This is a genomic window from Mesoflavibacter profundi (assembly GCF_014764305.1).
In the GTDB taxonomy this organism is placed as follows: domain Bacteria; phylum Bacteroidota; class Bacteroidia; order Flavobacteriales; family Flavobacteriaceae; genus Mesoflavibacter; species Mesoflavibacter profundi.
The window spans coordinates 808,788-827,049 of sequence record NZ_CP061703.1 but is presented as its reverse complement, the minus strand read 5'-3'; the positions used below and the strand labels follow the sequence as shown (position 1 = coordinate 827,049).

The window sequence follows — 18,262 nt, the reverse complement described above, 5'->3', positions numbered from 1 at the left end:
TGATGATGCTAATTAGAACGTAAATTACACTGAAATGTTACATTAATTGATTAAAATACCATTCAATTTTATTGAATGTTTTTTTTATTTTAATCATTTACAACTTTGCCATTTACAATTTTTATGGGTTTATCTGAAATATGAACTATTGATACTCCATTATTAGTGCTTGAAGAAATATTTAAGTTTTTATTTTCTTTTAAAAGTTTTATTGCTTTATCAGAGGTTATTGTTTCATTATTATAATAAAAAGTGGCATCTTTTTTAGCCATTTCAATAACAATATCTAAAGGCGATTTTGGTTTTGGTGGCGCAGCTATTTTTATAGGTTTACCATCTACTATTTTGTATTTTTTGTAGTATTCTTTACTAATCTTTTTGTACTTTTCTTTTTGCTCTTTTGTCGCATTATGCGGAACTGGTGGCGGCGGAGGCGGAATTAATTCATTATCTTTTTTATTAGGTTTTTCAGTTACAATAACATGCATATGCGCAACTTTACTACCGTCTTCAAGTTCAATGTCAAAGTATTGTATAGTAGTACCATCTTTTGCTTCAAATAAATATTTTATAGCTTCTTTATTAAGCAAAGTGCCTTCAACTTTTATTGTTGGTTTACCAGGTACTTTAAATTTAAAATTTAGCACTTTCTTTTCTGTCGTTACAGCAACTTGACTTGCTCGTATCAATTTTTTATTGGCATAAATAGGATCACCTTTAAAAACTGAAAAACCTAGCATAGGGTATTGTTTGTCTTGTGAAGTTTCTTTTCCTACAATTTTAAAAGTATAGTCTTTATTTGATGCTACTTTATGTGTTTTGTCATTGATAGTAATTCCATGACTTAACTCTATTGATTTACATAAGCCTTCTAACTCTTCAGTTACCTTTTCTAAAATAGAATAATCTAGACTTTTACCTTTTGAATTTATCTGTAATTCAACTTCATCTTTACCAAACAAGTCTATAAAATCTGTTCTTATTTTTTCTAAACTAGTTGACTTACCATTTAGCCTAAGAAATAACGGATTTTGATTGATTTCTAAGGTTTGTTTATTATTCTTTTCTAAACCAATATTATCTTCTAATTTAAAAGGAGTATTTCTTTTAGACCTAATAATTTCTTGATTATATGCAACAATTCTATGGTAGCCATAATCTTGAACATTATTAAAAATAAACCAAACTTCTTTATCAGAGATTTCTTCTGGACTATCGACATGTATGTTTATTACTTTTTCTCTTTCACTTTTAGAAATATCTTGATGTAATTGATTTATGGTCTTTACAAAGTTTTTCTTGTTAGCTAGAAAACCATCTATTAAATATTGTCCTTCCTTAATAACTTTAATGGATATGCTTCTAGCATAAAGCTTTTCAGTTTCATTATATTCATTTTTGGGTTCAATATTTTTTTCAACCTCTTTAGTTTGACTAAAACTAAATAAAAGCAATGCCAATACAGGTAGTATTAATAGGCTTCTAAGCCATTTTGTTCTTTGTGTTGTTTGTGTGTTCATAATTGTTAAACGTTTTTTGATTGATGAATAATTAATAGCATTAACCAATGCTAACTCTTTTTGGTTTGATGAGAACTTTAACAAGAGATTTTGATAAATCTTTAAGTTGAAACCACTTTTTAAAACATGCTGATCGGCCAAAAATTCGTGGTTAAGTTTAATGTCTTTTTTTATAAAATAGAGTAGTGGATTAAACCAAAAAATAACCTGTAAGATTTCTAAAAACAAAATGTCTAAACTATGTTTTTGCTTAGCATGTGCTTGTTCGTGTAATAAAACTTCTTGTGGAATATCGTTATTTTCAAAAGCAAATTTATTAAGAAAAATATAGTTGAAAAACGTATGCGGAATGGCAAGTTTTTCAATTAGGACATTAATAAAAATAGATGTTTTAACCTTTTGATGCCTTTTAATTTTAGATGAAATTTTAATTAGATTTAAAATAAATCGCGTTGAAAATACAATTACACCAATTGCATAAAATGTCCATAAAAGAGTTGGTAAAAATGTGTTGGGTTGTTCTTCTGTAATTGTGGGTAATTCTGCACGAAAATATGGTGGTGTAGTCATACTTTCTGGATTGTAAACACCAAAATCTAAAGTTGGTTCTACATATTTAATAAATGTAATAAAAGGTATGATTGCCGATAGTAAAAGCGCAGCTAATAGATAAAATCTTTTAAAATGATGATGGTTTAACGGCTCTAAAACTATTTTGTAAAATAGCATTAAAATAGCCAAACATGCCGATGATTTTAATAGCAGAATACCCATGATTATTTGTTTTTAATTTGATGGTCAATAATTGCGCGTAGTTCTTCTAATTCTTCTTTAGTTAAATCTGTTTCTTGAGTAAAAAACGAAGCAAATTGCGTACTACTGTTATTAAAAAAGTTTTTAATCAAACCATTTACATGCTTAGAAAAATAGTCTTTCTTTTTAACTAAAGGATAGTATTGTCTAGAGTTTCCAAATTTGTTATAAGCCACAAAACCTTTGTCTGTCATGCGTTTTAATAGCGTCGCAACCGTAGTGTTTGCTGGTTTTGGTTCTGGATAAGCGTCTAGCAAGTCTTTCATAAACCCTTTTTCTAATTGCCATAAATAACTCATTAATTCTTCTTCAGATTTTGATAACTGCATGTTCTATGTTTTTAGAGTAACTTCTACAAATGTAGAGTATAAAAATGAATTCTACAAATGTAGAATAAGTTTTGAGTGAAAATATTTTATTTCTTTCGTGTTCTAAGACTTTCTATGATGACTGTAGAAAGGATTAATAATCCGCCAAAAAAGGTGTTCCAAGTAGGGATTTCATTTAAGAAAAAGTAAGCAATAATGATCCCAAAAATAGGCTGTGTACTACCAATAATACTTGCTGTACTCACTTTAAAATGATTTAAACTTTGTACAAATAAAGTATGTCCTAAAGCTGTAGTGACTAACGCTAAAATAATCACATAAGGATATTGGGTTACCATATTAGAGCTGTCTAAGAAAATTAATACAGGCGATAACATTATACCTATAATTAGTAATTGATAAAACATTAAATGACTACCATGATAAGTAGTTACATACTGTTTCATTATTAAAATTCGAAGCGCATAACACAAAGCAGAAACCAATCCGAAGAATATGCCTATAAATGCTTCGTTTTCAAAGTCTATTTCTGGAGATAAAATATAAATGCCTAAAAGTACCATTGCACCAAGTATAAGGTGCATGATATCAAATTTAGTTTTAGAATATAATGGCTCTAAAAGCGCTGTAATTATTGGGAATGTAAATAGTGATAACATACCAATTGCAACACTAGATTTTTGCAGTGCAATAAAGTAAGTAATCCAATGTAATGCCATAAAGATGGATGCAATTATAAAACCACCTAAATCTTTTTTTGAAAGAATGTTTAATTTGATGTTTTTATACTTGCAATAACCCAATAAAATAAGCATTGCCAAAATGCTTCGCCACCAAATTGTTACTGGAGCAGGCATATCTATGTATCTACCTAAAGCACCAGACGTACTTATTAAAAAAGTAGCAAAAGTAAGTTCTAAAACATGCTTAAAATGTTGGTCTTTCACTTTGGGTGAGTTGTGTTAGCGATTGTAATGACATCCTTAATTTTGCTGCCATATATGGCAAAATTAAGATATAATGAAAAGCGCGACCACCTTTTGCCATTAGAAGCAAAAGGTGGAAACACCCAAATTTTATTTATGTAGCTCTGTAAAATATTGATAGAAATACGGAATAGTTTCTATGCCTTTTAGATAATTCCATACTCCAAAATGTTCGTTTGGACTATGTATTGCATCGCTATCAAGACCAAAGCCCATTAAAATGGTTTTGCTTTTTAGTTGCTCTTCAAAAAGTGAAACAATAGGAATACTTCCGCCACTACGTTGTGGTATAGGTGTTTTTCCAAAAGTTTGTTCGTAAGCTTTACTTGCAGCTTGATAACCAACACTATCTATTGGCGTTACGTAACCTTGTCCGCCATGATGTGGTTTTACAATTACTTTTACACCTTCTGGAGCAATGTTTTCAAAATGTGTTTTAAATAGTTGGGTGATCTCTTCCCAATCTTGATTTGGTACTAATCGCATTGATATTTTTGCATAAGCCTTGCTTGCAATAACGGTTTTTGCACCTTCGCCAATGTATCCGCCCCAAATTCCGTTAACGTCTAAAGTTGGTCTAATGCTGTTACGTTCGTTAGTTGTGTAACCGGCTTCACCATAAACAGCATCAATATCTAATGATTTTTTATAAGCGTCTAAAGAAAAAGGTGCTTTTGCCATTTGTGCACGTTCTTCTTGGCTTAATTCTTCAACTTTATCATAAAAACCAGGAATGATAATGTGGTTATTTTCATCATGAAGTGAAGCAATCATTTTAGTTAACACATTAATAGGATTGGCAACAGCGCCACCATATAATCCAGAATGTAAATCGCGATTTGGACCAGTAACTTCAACTTCTACATAACTTAAACCACGTAAACCTGTGGTAATAGAAGGCACATCTTTAGCAATCATACCAGTATCTGAAATTAAAATCACATCGTTAGCTAATTTTTCGCGATTTTCCTTTACAAACTTTCCAAGATTAACGCTACCAACTTCTTCTTCACCTTCGATCATAAACTTAACGTTACATGGTAAGCAATTATTTTTGGTCATAAACTCCATTGCTTTTACGTGCATGTACATTTGACCTTTGTCATCACAAGCGCCACGTGCAAAAATTGCACCTTCAGGATGTAAGTCTGTAGGATTAATGACAGGCTCAAAAGGAGGCGAATGCCATAAGTCTAAAGGATCTGGCGGTTGTACATCGTAATGACCGTAAACTAAAACGGTTGGTAAATTTTTATCAATTATTTTATCTGCATAGACAATAGGATAACCATCGGTTGGGCAGATTTCTACGTTGTCACAACCTGCTTTTTTTAAACTTTCTGCTACAGCATCTGCAGTATTAAAGGTATGTTCTTTGTAAGCAGAATTTGCACTAATAGAAGGAATTTTTAAGAGTTCTATTAGCTCGTCAATAAAGCGTTGTTTGTTGTCTTTTACGTATGTTGAAATGTTTTGCATAAGAGAATTTTATGATTTATGTAAAAGTACAAAAAGCAAATCAAAAAAATCTGCTATTAACTTGTTTGTAAATTGAAACTATTGATTATATTTGCAATCCGAAATTAACGGAAACAAGTTGCAGGCGTGGTGGAATTGGTAGACACGCTAGACTTAGGATCTAGTGCCGCAAGGTGTGAGAGTTCGAGTCTCTCCGCCTGTACAGAGTAAAAAAGCTAACTTATTAAGTTAGCTTTTTTTGTTTATTAAAACATCCATAGGTTTATTGCTACACATATTTTCTTTTTTACCTAACTTTAACGACAAACTTTATTAAATGAATAAAAAAGGCTTCATATTCGATTTAGATGGTGTAATCGTAGATACAGCTAAATATCACTTTTTAGCTTGGCAAAAACTAGCAAAAAGTATTGGTATCGATTTTTCACACGAACAAAATGAACAACTTAAAGGTGTAAGCAGAGTTAAATCTCTTGAAAAAATATTAACATGGGGAAATAAAACTATTTCCGAAGACAAATTTAATGCCTTAATGGCATCTAAAAATGATGATTATTTAAGCTTTATCGCTAAAATGAATCACAACGAAATACTTCCCGATGTACCAAAAGTTTTAAATTATTTAAAAGAACAAGATCAACCTATTTCTTTAGGATCGGCAAGTAAAAACGCACGTCAAATTCTTGAAAAAGTAGATTTACTAAAGCAGTTTGATGCTATTGTAGATGGCAATGACGTAAGCAAGGCAAAACCAGATCCAGAAGTGTTTTTAGTTGCAGCAAAAGCATTAAACATAAAACCAGAAGAATGTATCGTTTTTGAAGATTCGGTTGCTGGTGTACAAGCAGCAAATACTGCAAATATGATTTCTATCGGGATAGGAGAACAAAACGTATTACATGAAGCAGATTATGTCTTTTCAGATTTTACCGAAATTGACACTGCGTTTATAGATAAATTAATAAAAAGATAAATTATTCATTAACAATGAATCAAGATTATATACAACCAAATAATTGGTCAATCATAGAAGAAGGTTTTGACGCGGATCGCGTAAAGTCTTCCGAAAGTTTATTTAGCATCGGTAATGGCGCAATGGGGCAACGTGCTAATTTTGAAGAACAATACTCAGGACCAACCTTTCAAGGTAGTTACATCGCTGGTGTGTATTATCCAGACAAAACACGCGTTGGTTGGTGGAAAAACGGATATCCAGAATATTTCGCTAAAGTACTTAATGCACCAAGTTGGATTGGTATTAACGTCACCATTAATGGTGAAGCTTTAGACCTTTTTAAAGCAAAACGCGTAGACCACTTTCGTAGAGAATTAAACATGAAAGAAGGCTGGCTATCTAGACGTTTTGAAGTAACACTTCAAAATGATTTAAAAGTTGAAGTTAACATCGTTCGTTTTTTAAGTTTAGATTTAGATGAAGTTGGCGCCATAAAATTTAACATAAAACCATTAAACGGAAGTGCAGCTATTCAGTTTCAACCTTATATAGATAGCGGTATTACAAACGAAGATTCTAATTGGGATGATAAGTTTTGGAATACCACAAATATTGAAGTTATAAACGACCAAGCATTTATAGAAGCGCATACCATGAAAACCAATTTTCATACCTGCACCTTTATGCAGTCTCATGCGTTTATAAATGATGAAAAGCAAGATATTACACCAGAAGCAACTTCAACTGAACATACAATTACATTCTCATACAATGTAAACGTTGAGCAAAATCAAACAGCGAGTTTAGTGAAATTTGGAGGTTACACCGTAGATAGATATCATGAAAAAGCTAAACTAATAGACGCTGCAAAAACGGCTTTATCTAAAGCAAATACAAAAGGTTTTGATGCGCTTTTAGAAGACCAAAAACAAGCTTGGACAGAGATTTGGAACATGTCAGATATCACGATTGATGGTGATGTAAAGGCACAACAAGGTATTCGTTTTAATATCTTTCAACTTAATCAAACTTATTTAGGTAAAGATTCTAGACTAAACATTGGTCCAAAAGGATTTACTGGCGAAAAATATGGTGGTAGTACCTATTGGGATACAGAAGCGTATTGTATACCGTTTTACATGGCGACCAAAGATCAAAAAGTAGCACGTAACTTATTACAATACCGTTATAATCATTTAGAAAAAGCTATAGAAAACGCTCAAAAATTAGGGTTTAAAAATGGTGCTGCGCTTTATCCAATGGTAACCATGAATGGTGAAGAATGTCATAATGAATGGGAAATAACCTTTGAAGAAATTCATCGTAACGGATCAATAGCATTCGCAATTTTTAACTATTACAGGTATACTGGTGATTTTTCATACATTCCAGAAATGGGATTAGAGGTACTTATCGGTATTGCTAGATTTTGGCACCAACGCGCAACGTTTTCAACACATAAAAACAAATATGTTATTTTAGGTGTAACAGGTCCAAATGAATATGAAAATAACGTAAACAACAACTGGTACACAAACTATATTGCAAAATGGTGTATAGATTATACTTTAGAAACTTTACAAAAAGTTGAAGATGGTTACAACGAAGATTATAAACGTGTTGTTGGTAAAACCAAAATTAGCGACCAAGAGTTAACACAATGGAAAAAAGTAGCAGACAATATGTACTTCCCGTTTTCTGAAGAACATAATGTTTATCTACAACAAGATGGCTTTTTAGATAAAGAATTAATCACTGTTTCAGATTTAGATAAAACGCAAAGACCGATTAATCAAAAGTGGAGTTGGGATCGTATTTTACGTTCGCCATACATCAAGCAAGCAGATACTTTACAAGGATTTTACTTTTTTGAAGACCATTTTACAGATGAAGAATTAAAACGTCATTTTGATTTTTATGAGCCTTTTACAGTGCATGAAAGCTCGTTATCGCCTTGCGTACATAGTATTCAGGCTGCAAAGCTAAATCAAATGGAACAAGCCTATACATTTTACTTACGTACATCGCGTTTAGATTTAGACGATTATAATAAAGAAGTAGAAGAAGGTTTACACATTACTAGTATGGCTGGAACTTGGATGAGTATTGTTGAAGGTTTTGGCGGTATGCGTATAAAGGATAATAAATTAACTTTTGAGCCTAAAATTCCTGAAGAATGGAATGCATATTCGTTTAAAGTAAACTTTAGAGATAGAATTATTAAAGTAAATATATCCAAAAACAACTTTGATTTTGAGTTGATTACAGGAGAAGCTATAGAAATAATAGTGAATAATCAAGCTAAATATTTACAATAATATGTCTTAAATTGTTTCTGTAAGTTCAATTTAAATCATGTGATAACTAATGTTATTTATCACGTATTTGCTAACAACATAAATAAAATTTTATATGAAAAAAATATTCTTACTATTAACCGTAGCATTGTTTTTTGCTTGTAAAGAAGAACAAAAACAAGTGGAGACAGAAGCTAAACAAGAAGATACATTTAAACCCATTACTGATGCAGATATTGAAAGCGGTGTAATCTATGAGGCTAACATCCGTCAATACTCTCCAGAAGGTACCTTTAATGCGTTTACAAAAGATATTCCTGTTTTAAAAGACTTAGGTGTAAAAGTAATTTGGGTAATGCCAATTAACCCGATTTCTGAAGTTAAAAGAAAAGCAACTGATGGTCAATTTACCAGCGATATTGAAGACGAAAAAGAACGTGCAAAATATTTAGGTAGTTACTATTCAGTGTCAGATTATAAAGCGATTAATCCAGAGTTTGGTAATCTAGAAGACTTTAAAAACTTAGTAGATACGGCACACGATAACGGAATTTATGTAATCGTAGATTGGGTACCAAATCATACAGGTTGGGATCATCCTTGGATTACAGCTCATCCAGATTGGTATACTCAAAATGAAAAGGGAGAAATTATAGATCCAATCAATCCTGATACTGGTGAATCTTGGGGATGGACTGATGTTGCCGATTTAAATTATGACAATATGGATATGCGTAAAGAAATGCTTAATGATTTAAAATACTGGTTAACTGAGGCTAATATTGATGGTTACCGTATGGATGTTGCGCACAAGGTTCCTAAAGAATTCTTTGATGAAGTAACAAAAGAATTAAAGCAAATTAAGCCTGTATTTATGCTAGCTGAAGCAGAGCAACCAGAATTGCTAGAAAAAGCGTTTGATATGCAATATGCTTGGGAAGGCCATCATTTATTAAATGAATTAGCTAAAGGCGAAAAAAATGCAGACGATTTTCAAGCGTATATTAAAAAGCAAGATACAGTGTTACAAGACGATGATATCAACATGAATTTTGTAACAAATCACGACGAAAATTCTTGGGCAGGTACTTTAAAAGAACGTATGCCAAATAAAAAAGAGTTGTTTACAGCTTTAACTTACACTATGCCTGGTATGCCTTTAATTTACTCTGGTCAAGAGTATGATTTAGATCATAGATTATTGTTTTTTGAAAAAGATAGTATTCCAAAAACTAAAGGAGATTACTTTACTTTATTACAGCGTTTAGGTGAATTAAAAAATACAAATTCAGCCTTAAATGGAGGTAAAGACGCAGCTGCTTACAATGCAATAGATGCAGGATCAAATGTCATTGCATTTAGCAGAACGAAAGGTGATGATGAAGTTGTTTTTATCGCAAATATTTCTAATGAAAGTGTTATAACAAACTTGCCTCAAAAAGGAAGTTATTTAGATTACATTGCTAATCAACCAACCGAATTAAAAGGAGATGCAATTGAGTTGGCACCAAACACTTATAAAATTTATGTAAAGCAATAGTATTTGCTTTGCTAATAACAAAAGCGCCTTTTGGCGCTTTTTTTATAAACTAAATAGAGATTTTGGAATGGCGTGAAAACCAGTTTTGTTAATCTCTTGTTCTATAGATTTTACATCAACAATCTTAGTAGTATGAATGGTGAATTGTTTAGGATATTCTTCTTCATTAATAATCACATCTTTTATTCCGTCTACATTTAAAATAGCATTCTTAATTAGTGATAAATCATCATGTGATTTTGCGTCGGTTTCAAATGTTTTTCCATGATTTCCAGGAATAACATTTTCAGATAATAAACTCATATTATGTATGTTTTTAATTAATTTTTTTGGTTTAATTAAAGTTACAAATTCAATAGATACCAAAGTCCTAATAAATTTAACACTTGCGTTAAATTGTTGTTATAATTACTGGTTTCGGGATAATTTAGGTTGTAATAATTCATATAGAAAGACAAGATAGACAATCAAGTATTCTATAAAAACAATCCAAAGGTTCTCGGTATTATTTGTGTTTATATAAGCTAGATAACTTAAAATAATAGTCACACTCCAAACTAACGGATATTTATAATTGGAGAAAATACTAAATAACACTAAAGTAGAAAGATACCATGGATGTACTGTTGTGCTTAAAAATAGATAAGTTGTAAAGGCTAATAAGCAAGTCGTAAATACTTGTTTAAGCGTTTCGGTTTTTCTAACAAAACTTAAAATAAGTATTATCAACAAAATAGTAATCGATAAAAATTTACCAATTATAGCAATTTGATTATAACCAGTTAATTTATAACCAATATGTCTTGCTATGTAATATATACTTGCATTAAATTCAAAATTATTAAACCATAAAGCTATAGTTTGGCTGTAATTATCTATAAACTGAGTAGTAATATAAGGAAGACAAGTAATTAGTACAGTTAGTGCAATTATACTATAAAATTGAATGGTTTTTTTAATATTATAATGTTTTAAAAACCATTTTAGTAGTACTGGTAAGAATATTAACGGAATTAATTTTATTGAAATTGATAATCCAATACACACTCCAGCAAGACTTATTTTATTTTTATAAATAAGATATATACCTAAAATGAAAAAGAATAACATAACACCTTCAAAATGAAGATTGCCTGTAAGTTCTATAATTATAAACGGATTTAATGCATACCAAAATATATTAGATTTAGGTAGATTAAAAGCCAACAATAGCTTGCTGCCAATTAGAATTATACCTAAATCTGCAAGTATAATTAGTAGTCGTAATCCAATTACTGAACTTAAAATACTTTGACCAGGACACAAATTAGCGATTATAAAACATAATTGATTTACTGGTGGATAATTACTGTAGTTTGCATTACTAAGCCAACCCATTTTGTTGTATAAAAGGTGTTTGTTAGGAATATTAATGGTTTGGTCAACAAGTTGCGTTGGTGTAAATAAATATGGATTTAGATTATTCAGGTTTAAATATCCGTCCCAAATAAAGCGATAAAAATCTTGAGAAAGGTTAGGTATGGCGACAATAAAAATTAGTCTACTTAATATTGAAACTACTAGTAAAAACTTAAAGTTGTATCCAATAATTTGGATTAATTTAAAAGCTAAATAACATAATGCAATAAATAATGTAATTAGCTTTACATAATCTGACCTTGTTAAATTATATGCAAAACTAAAATAAAATAACAAACTAGCTAACGTAAGTAGTATTGGTATTTTATTTAATTTGAAAAATGTCGTGTTAATTTGCATTAATCAAATATAGCTAATAAAGAAACCTGTTTAGCATTTTGATTTCAAAATCATAATAAAGCGTCAGTTCGAGTGATTTTGAGGAACGAAAAATTGTATCGAGAACTTGTTTAAATTAAAAAAAGCAATTCGGGATTCTGATTTAACTTATTTTGAAACGTAAAATCCACTATAATTGACAAATTTTATACTAATACAAAATAGCTAAAAGAGACATAAATTAATCCTTATTCTAGGTTTAGAACTTGTTGTTGGCAAGTATCTGCGTTAGCGATAGTAATGGTTAGCTTTTGGCGAGGCACGCATCGAGCCAAAACTAGTAATGGATAGCGCGACCACTTGTGGTAACGCCCAAAAACTAAGCTTTAGATGTTAAAGATTTAAAGAAAACAAATCCAAAACCAATAGTAAGCATTAAGTGGAAAGGAAATAATCCAAAATCGCCACCTTGATCACCAACAATAAATGCACTGTACATTCCAAAAGCAAAATAGATCATTAAAATACCTTCAAAAATAACATTTGTGCTAATGTTTTTACGTAGGTATTTGTTGCCTTTCCAACTGTCTTTAAGTGAGCTAATGTTAAATTTTGGCGTACGTACAAACTCGCTACGTTTACCAATATGTCCTTCTAAAACCGCAATAGAATTATGTAAAGAAAAGCCCATTGCGATAGAGAAAAACGTAAAAAACATACCAATATATTTGATGAAATCTTTAAACGTATTGCCATGACTACGTTTGTACATTATCCAATAACAAACAAAAAAGATGATTGTACTCATCACAAAAAAGCTCATAATGTAAAAATATGGTCTTAAATGAGCATATTCGTTTTTAATGTAAAGCATTGGTATACTTAAAATACCAACAATTAATACATTTAAAAACATGGTACTATTTAATAAGTGTAAAATACCGTGTAATTTGGTTTTAGCAGAAATATTCTTGCTAGTCAAAACGCGCCAAAGCATTTTTCTAAAGTTTTCTGCGCCACCTTTATTCCATCTAAATTGTTGTGATCTTGCTGCACTTATTACAACAGGTAATTCAGCTGGAGTCTCAACATCTTCTAAGTATTTAAATTCCCAGTTTTTAAGCTGTGCACGGTAACTTAAATCTAAATCTTCGGTAAGTGTATCGCCTTCCCAATTTCCTGCGTCAATAATACAATCTTTACGCCATACGCCAGCAGTACCGTTAAAGTTGATAAAATGACCTTTGCTATTACGACCTACTTGCTCTAATGTAAAATGCGCATCTAAAGCAAATGCTTGAATTTTTGTTAATGTTGAATAATCACGGTTGATATGTGCCCAACGTGTTTGTACAACACCAATTTTATCATTTTTAAAATACGGAATGGTTTTTTGTAACCAGTCGTGATCTGGAAGGAAATCTGCATCAAAAATGGCGATAAATTCACCTTTTGCAATTTCTAATCCTTCTTTTAATGCGCCAGCTTTAAACCCTTGTCTGTTAGTTCTGGTAATATGTTTGATGTCTAATCCTGTCGCTGCTAACTTATCTACGTGTGCTTTGGTTGTAATTACGGTTTCGTCAGTAGAATCATCTAAAACCTGAATTTCTAACTTGTCCTTTGGGTAATCTATCAAAGCAATGTTATCTAATAATCTATCCATAACGTACAACTCGTTAAATACAGGAAGTTGAATAGTTACGTAAGGTACTTCTTCTGGATTATTTAAATTGAATTTAGGGCATTTATCCTTTTTACGTTGAGCCGCTAGATAATTAAACATTAAGTTTAATTGTGCTAAGGCATACATGAAAATTAATATTAACGAAATGCTGTAAATGACTATTAATGTGGTTTCTAAAATCACTATTTAAAACTATATTTAAAGATCCAGGACAAAATTTTTACGCCTGCAAATATACTACCTTTTATCGTTCCTGAAACTTTTGAGACACCAATTCTATTTCTGTAGTTTACAGGTACTTCTGTATAACTTAGTTTTTGCTTTAATGCTTTTAACTGCATTTCTACTGTCCAACCGTAGGTTTTGTCAACCATATTAAGGGCTAGCAGCTTTTCATACTTTATGGCTCTAAAGGGACCAAGGTCTGTAAATTTAGCGTTAAAAAAAATTGACATTAATTTGGTTGCAAGCCAATTTCCGAAGATTTGTTGTGGCGTCATAGCACCATCTTCTCTTAATTCTTTAACACGACTACCAATAACTAAGTCAATATTATCTTCAATAATAGGAGCAATTATTTTAGTAAGTTCTTCAGGATAATCACTATAATCGCCATCTAAAAATACAATAATATCAGGTTTTTTTAATGGATTACTAAGCGAAGTGGAAGCAATATAATCCATACCTTTTAAACACGCATAACCGTAACCTTTTCTGTTTTCTGTTAATACGGTTGCACCTGCTTGTTTTGCATTAACTTCTGTAAGATCTGTAGAATTGTTGCTAACTACAATAACTTCTTCTACTAAAGAAGGAATGTCTTGTATCACTTTTGCAATTGAGTCTTGCTCGTTAAAAGCAGGAATAATGACTTTTATTTTGGGCATTTAGGCATTTAATCTTAGCGCAAAAATACAATTGTTTTTGGATTATTTGTTATTTATTAAATCCATTAAATCTACATCGTTTCCAAGAAGGATTTCGTTAGGGTTTATACGTCCTTTCATGCTTTCGTTTTCTAATTTTAAAACGCCTCTTGGGCAAACTGCACTACAAATACCGCAGCCAACACAACTAGAACGTACAATGTTTTCGCCTTTTTGAGCATAAGCACGGACATCTATTCCCATTTCGCAATAGGTAGAGCAATTTCCGCAAGAAATACATTGACCACCGTTGGTAGTAATTCTGAATTTTGAAAATAAACGTTGCTGAAATCCTAAAATTGCCGCCATAGGACAACCAAATCTGCACCAAACACGACTACCAAAAATAGGGTAGAAGCCTGTGCCAATTACACCAGAAAAAATAGAACCGATTAAAAATCCGTAGCTTTTTCTTAAGCTTTCTGATTTAAATAAAAATAACGAATTGTCTTTACTAAAATAGTGCAAAACAAATAAAGACATGATAATCACAAAATAACCAATCGCGCCATATTTGGCATCTTTAGCTAATTCTTCTCGTTTAAAAAGAAATGTTCCAACAAAAATCAAGGTCAAAAATGAAGCAACTAAAATTAAAAACGACGATTTTGTAAGCCAATATTTACTGGTGTCATTACCCAAATAACTATGAATAACTGCTGTAGTCATTAACACTACAAACACTAAAACCGAGTGAATTACCCAACGCTCAACTTTCCAAGCAAATTGAGATTTATCGCTTAATTGTCTGAAGTTATCACCAGCAGTTTCGGCTAAAGCACCACAACCACAAACCCAAGAACAGTACCAACGTTTACCATACTTATACGTTAAAATTGGTGTAATGACAAAAATTGAAACAATCCCAAAAATTAGCATGGCTAAACCAATATTTCCAGCGCTTATAAAAGCTTTAATGCGGTAACTTTCGAAGTTATAATAATTAAGAGGCCAAATATTTTTTAAATCGTAGTACGGTAAATCATTGTTCATAACGTACATAAATTCTGGGATTAAAAATGCAAAAGCTAATTGAAAAAACATAACCGATATAGTCCTGATTTGCTCATATCGATTGTGTCTATATTTTAAAATAAATTTGTAGCCAAAAACTAAAATCGCAACCGTGTATAGCGTACCATAAACAAACCATTGACTGGCATTTCTTCCGCTTAAAAGCTGACTTAAAGGATCAAATAGCGCAACTAAACCAGTGTTTTCTTCACCTTTTTGAGCTAATCCTAAATATTGAGGATAAAAATAAAGCACAATGTAAAATAAGGTTAAAACAACACCAATTAGCCAACCAATTAATCCTCTAGCGGATAAAGATTTAAACCAAACTCCATCATTTTTTATACCTTTAGATTTGTCTAAATACAAACTATTAGAAAACCAAATTGTACCGATAAACATTAAGGTTAAAGCGAAAGTTAGCGTCATTGCTTTATTAGGAAATTGAACGTTAAATAAAGCTAACCCCAAAATAAAAAGCCCTAACATACCAACTGCTGAAGCTATTTTTTGAGTTTTTGTTAACCCGTATGAATTAGCCAAAGACATACTGTAATTTAATTTTAAGCTCATGTTAGTTAGTTTGTAAGGTGTTATTATAGCTTGCTTTTATCTCGTTTTCAAATCGCTTGTAGAATTCTGGATCAAAATTCGCAGTTTCTAAATGATTAATCACATAGTCTAAATCGCGTTTTTCGGTAAGCCATTTGTTAAAAACTTCGTGTCGTAGCCTTATGCCAAAGGTGTTGATGCCTAAGAACTCGTTAGTGTCTCTGTGATAAGCTATGGTAATACATTTGGTGTCGTCTTCATGTTTCCAATGAAAATGAGATTCGTAATCCGGTTTCCCTTTTTTACCATGAACCCAACCGTAGGTTTGATATTCAATATCTAAAAATTTTGCGCTGTTAAACCAATGTCCTGGTTTGTATTCCGTTTTATTGCCACAAATGGTTTGCGCTAAAGTTTCGCCCATCATGCGACCTGTATACCAAACTGCTTCAACTGGTCTGCGATTACCAATAGCTTCGCGCTGTTCGGCACAATCGCCGATTGCATAAATATCTTTAATGTTGGTTTCTAAAAAACGATTGACTAAAACACCTTTGTTGGTTTCGATTTTACTTTCTTTTAAAAATGAAATATTAGGCGAAACACCAGCAGTTAAGCCTACAAAATCACAAGGAATTTCTTCGCCAGTTTCTTCAATAATGATGGATTTTACTTTTCCGTTGTCATCAGAAATGATTTCTTTTAAATTAGTTGAAAGTCTTAAATCGATATGATGATTTTTTATGTGTCTATTTATCATTTGGCTTTCGCCTTCTGGTAAAACGCTATTCCAAAAACTGCTTTCACGAACTAAAAATGTTACCGAAATATTTCTAGAATTCAGCATTTCTGCTAATTCAATTCCAATTAATCCGCCACCAACAATGATGGCGCGTTTACAGGCTTTGTTGTTAGGTGCATAAATTTCAAGGTTTTCTAAATCTTGTTTACTGTATAAGCCTTGCACGCCTTTTAGATCTTCGCCTGGCCAACCAAACTTGTTAGGTTTGCTACCTGTTGCGATCACTAATTTATCATAGGTCATTTGGTCGCCTTCAGCAAAATGAAGCGTTTTATTGTCGGTATCAATACTGTTGACGTAGCCTTTTTTTAAGTCGATATTGTTTTTCTTCCAAAACCAATTTTCGTAAGGTTGCGTGTGCTCAAATTTCATATGTCCCATATAGACGTACATTAACGCCGTACGCGAAAAAAAGTAATCACTTTCAGCAGAAATAATAGTGATTTTTTTATCAGATAATTTTCTAATATGTCTTGCTAAAGTTACGCCAGATATACCATTACCTATTATGGCTATGTGTTCCATACAATTAGTTTAGTTAGGCTTTAAGTCGAAGCATTTGTTAAAACCTTAATTACATTATTCAACTTTGTTTAAATTTATAAATAAATTAACAGTTATGAAGCACTTTTCACTTTTATGTATGGTCTTATTATTGGTTTCGTGTAGCATGACTTCGCCTAAAACAGAAAAAATTAATGGTGTAAGTTTTGTGGCGTCTCGTGATAGTATTTCAGAAAAACATACAAAACCAGTAGTAAATTTAAATGCTAATTATGCTGCGATTATGCCATTTGGATTTATAAAAAGTTTAGAACAACCAGAAATTATTTATAATACCGATAAACAATGGTTTGGCGAAACTGATAAAGGTGTAAAACAGTACGTTAAAGCACTTAAAAAACAACAAATTAAAGTAATGATAAAACCTCAAATATGGGTTTCTCATGGTGCTTTTACTGGTTTTATAAAAATGAAAAGTGAAGAAGAATGGCAAGAACTAGAACAAACTTACGAAAACTTTATTTTAGATTTTGCTAAAGTAGCCGAAGACATCAACGCCGAAATGTTTTGTATTGGTACAGAACTTGAATATTTTGTAGCACATAGACCAAAGTTTTGGACGCAATTAATTAAAAAAATTAGAACGATTTACAAAGGTAAACTTACATATGCAGCCAATTGGAACGAGTTTACAAAAACACCTTTTTGGGCAGATTTAGACTATGTTGGAATAGATGCGTATTTTCCTGTAAGTGATTTAAAAACACCAACTGTAGAAGATTGTTTACAAGGTTGGAATGCGCATTTACCAGATATTAAAAATGTACAAAAAAACACAAAAAAGCCTATTTTGTTTACCGAATTTGGTTACCGTAGTTTTGATTTTTCTGGTAAAAAACCATGGTTAACCGGTAATTACGACGCTAATCCAAACCTAGAAGCGCAAGTAAATACCACAAAAGCTTTATTTAAAACCTTTTGGGAAGAAGATTGGTTTGCTGGTGGGTTTGTTTGGAAGTGGTTTCATAATTACGAGCAATCTGGCGGCGCAAAAGACAATATGTTTACACCACAAAACAAACCAGCGGAAGAAATTATTAGGCAGTATTATAAAAAATAAT

The 18,262-nt window shown here is 31.6% G+C and carries 14 protein-coding genes and 1 tRNA gene; 5 read left to right on the top strand and 10 right to left on the bottom strand.

Annotation, left to right across the window (positions count from 1 at the left end; all coding sequences use genetic code 11):
• Positions 1–89: 89 nt before the first annotated feature.
• The 4 genes from IFB02_RS03830 to IFB02_RS03815 form a co-directional block, all read right to left on the bottom strand.
• Positions 90–2,294, bottom strand: coding sequence for a M56 family metallopeptidase (locus tag IFB02_RS03830; RefSeq protein WP_106686835.1), 2,205 nt, complete (start codon positions 2,292–2,294; stop codon positions 90–92).
• A gap of 2 nt (positions 2,295–2,296) precedes the next feature.
• Complete coding sequence (locus IFB02_RS03825; RefSeq protein ID WP_106686836.1) at positions 2,297–2,662, bottom strand: BlaI/MecI/CopY family transcriptional regulator; 366 nt, start codon at positions 2,660–2,662, stop codon at positions 2,297–2,299.
• Between the two features lie 86 nt (positions 2,663–2,748).
• Positions 2,749–3,609, bottom strand: a complete 861-nt coding sequence (locus IFB02_RS03820) for a DMT family transporter (RefSeq protein ID WP_106686837.1) — start codon at positions 3,607–3,609, stop codon at positions 2,749–2,751.
• 129 nt (positions 3,610–3,738) lie between these two features.
• Positions 3,739–5,127 (bottom strand): dipeptidase, encoded by a 1,389-nt coding sequence (locus tag IFB02_RS03815; protein ID WP_106686838.1) that lies wholly within the window; start codon positions 5,125–5,127, stop codon positions 3,739–3,741.
• 120 nt (positions 5,128–5,247) lie between these two features.
• On the opposite strand from IFB02_RS03815, the gene IFB02_RS03810 reads away from it, so the two are divergent.
• The 4 genes from IFB02_RS03810 (at position 5,248) to IFB02_RS03795 (ending at position 9,919) form a co-directional block, all read left to right on the top strand.
• Positions 5,248–5,329: transfer RNA gene (locus IFB02_RS03810), tRNA-Leu, on the top strand.
• Between the two features lie 114 nt (positions 5,330–5,443).
• Positions 5,444–6,100, top strand: a complete 657-nt coding sequence (gene pgmB, locus IFB02_RS03805; RefSeq protein ID WP_106686839.1) for a beta-phosphoglucomutase — start codon at positions 5,444–5,446, stop codon at positions 6,098–6,100.
• 14 nt (positions 6,101–6,114) lie between these two features.
• Positions 6,115–8,400: a glycoside hydrolase family 65 protein gene (locus IFB02_RS03800; RefSeq protein WP_191073064.1), complete on the top strand. Its 2,286-nt coding sequence runs from the start codon at positions 6,115–6,117 to the stop codon at positions 8,398–8,400.
• A 94-nt stretch (positions 8,401–8,494) separates the two neighbouring features.
• On the top strand, positions 8,495–9,919 hold the full coding sequence (locus IFB02_RS03795; protein WP_106686841.1) for an alpha-amylase family glycosyl hydrolase: 1,425 nt from the start codon (positions 8,495–8,497) through the stop codon (positions 9,917–9,919).
• Positions 9,920–9,961: 42 nt separating this feature from the next.
• Here IFB02_RS03795 and IFB02_RS03790 read toward each other — a convergent pair whose 3' ends face one another.
• The 6 genes from IFB02_RS03790 to IFB02_RS03765 form a co-directional block, all read right to left on the bottom strand.
• The gene (locus IFB02_RS03790) at positions 9,962–10,222 is read right to left on the bottom strand and encodes a heavy-metal-associated domain-containing protein (RefSeq protein ID WP_106687039.1); all 261 of its coding nucleotides are present in this window, start codon (positions 10,220–10,222) and stop codon (positions 9,962–9,964) included.
• Between the two features lie 105 nt (positions 10,223–10,327).
• Positions 10,328–11,677 (bottom strand): glycosyltransferase 87 family protein, encoded by a 1,350-nt coding sequence (locus IFB02_RS03785; RefSeq protein WP_106686842.1) that lies wholly within the window; start codon positions 11,675–11,677, stop codon positions 10,328–10,330.
• Positions 11,678–12,035: 358 nt separating this feature from the next.
• The gene (locus tag IFB02_RS03780) at positions 12,036–13,469 is read right to left on the bottom strand and encodes a cellulose synthase family protein (RefSeq protein ID WP_370520724.1); all 1,434 of its coding nucleotides are present in this window, start codon (positions 13,467–13,469) and stop codon (positions 12,036–12,038) included.
• 56 nt (positions 13,470–13,525) lie between these two features.
• A complete protein-coding gene (locus tag IFB02_RS03775; RefSeq protein WP_106686844.1) occupies positions 13,526–14,230 on the bottom strand; it encodes a glycosyltransferase family 2 protein in 705 nt (234 codons plus the stop codon).
• Positions 14,231–14,272: 42 nt separating this feature from the next.
• On the bottom strand, positions 14,273–15,856 hold the full coding sequence (locus IFB02_RS03770) for a 4Fe-4S binding protein (protein ID WP_106686845.1): 1,584 nt from the start codon (positions 15,854–15,856) through the stop codon (positions 14,273–14,275).
• Position 15,857: 1 nt separating this feature from the next.
• On the bottom strand, positions 15,858–17,162 hold the full coding sequence (locus IFB02_RS03765) for an NAD(P)/FAD-dependent oxidoreductase (RefSeq protein ID WP_106686846.1): 1,305 nt from the start codon (positions 17,160–17,162) through the stop codon (positions 15,858–15,860).
• Positions 17,163–17,256: 94 nt separating this feature from the next.
• On the opposite strand from IFB02_RS03765, the gene IFB02_RS03760 reads away from it, so the two are divergent.
• A complete protein-coding gene (locus IFB02_RS03760; protein WP_106686847.1) occupies positions 17,257–18,261 on the top strand; it encodes a glycoside hydrolase family 113 in 1,005 nt (334 codons plus the stop codon).
• Position 18,262: the final 1 nt, after the last annotated feature.

Bases quoted from the DNA above. Each gene is read 5' to 3' on its own strand.
- IFB02_RS03830 (WP_106686835.1), bottom strand. From the start codon at position 2,294: ATGGGTATTCTGCTATTAAAATCATCGGCATGTTTGGCTATTTTAATG.
- IFB02_RS03825 (WP_106686836.1), bottom strand. From the start codon at position 2,662: ATGCAGTTATCAAAATCTGAAGAAGAATTAATGAGTTATTTATGGCAA.
- IFB02_RS03815 (WP_106686838.1), bottom strand. From the start codon at position 5,127: ATGCAAAACATTTCAACATACGTAAAAGACAACAAACAACGCTTTATT.
- pgmB (WP_106686839.1), top strand. From the start codon at position 5,444: ATGAATAAAAAAGGCTTCATATTCGATTTAGATGGTGTAATCGTAGAT.
- IFB02_RS03800 (WP_191073064.1), top strand. From the start codon at position 6,115: ATGAATCAAGATTATATACAACCAAATAATTGGTCAATCATAGAAGAA.
- IFB02_RS03795 (WP_106686841.1), top strand. From the start codon at position 8,495: ATGAAAAAAATATTCTTACTATTAACCGTAGCATTGTTTTTTGCTTGT.
- IFB02_RS03790 (WP_106687039.1), bottom strand. From the start codon at position 10,222: ATGAGTTTATTATCTGAAAATGTTATTCCTGGAAATCATGGAAAAACA.
- IFB02_RS03785 (WP_106686842.1), bottom strand. From the start codon at position 11,677: ATGCAAATTAACACGACATTTTTCAAATTAAATAAAATACCAATACTA.
- IFB02_RS03780 (WP_370520724.1), bottom strand. From the start codon at position 13,469: ATGTATGCCTTAGCACAATTAAACTTAATGTTTAATTATCTAGCGGCT.
- IFB02_RS03775 (WP_106686844.1), bottom strand. From the start codon at position 14,230: ATGCCCAAAATAAAAGTCATTATTCCTGCTTTTAACGAGCAAGACTCA.
- IFB02_RS03770 (WP_106686845.1), bottom strand. From the start codon at position 15,856: ATGAGCTTAAAATTAAATTACAGTATGTCTTTGGCTAATTCATACGGG.
- IFB02_RS03765 (WP_106686846.1), bottom strand. From the start codon at position 17,162: ATGGAACACATAGCCATAATAGGTAATGGTATATCTGGCGTAACTTTA.
- IFB02_RS03760 (WP_106686847.1), top strand. From the start codon at position 17,257: ATGAAGCACTTTTCACTTTTATGTATGGTCTTATTATTGGTTTCGTGT.